Below are 276 nucleotides of genomic sequence, written 5' to 3' on the forward strand. Positions count from 1 at the left end.
CCGAATCCGGCGTGGCTGAATAAATTGATGTTTGCGATTGAAGAGAAGCAGAGATCTGATTTAGCCCGCGATCTCCACGACTCTGTCCTGCAGGATATGATTTCCTTGAAGCATCAAAGCGAGATGTTTCTGGCTGATTTTGAAAAAGATAAAGTCTGTACGAATCAAATCCGGCAAAGGCTCATCAATATGAATGAGCAAATGTCCGCCGTCATCCAGACGACAAGGGAAACGTGCCAGGAGCTGAGGCCGCAGCTGTTGTACGATCTCGGACTT

At 47.5% G+C, this 276-nt stretch carries 1 protein-coding gene; it reads left to right on the plus strand.

What is annotated here, in order from left to right; all coding sequences use genetic code 11:
• The coding region (locus CF394_RS08400; RefSeq protein ID WP_243370758.1) for a histidine kinase at window positions 1–276 on the plus strand (276 nt) is incomplete at both ends.

Source organism: Tetzosporium hominis, assembly GCF_002265435.1.
Taxonomy (GTDB): Bacteria; Bacillota; Bacilli; order Bacillales_A; family Planococcaceae; genus Chryseomicrobium; species Chryseomicrobium hominis.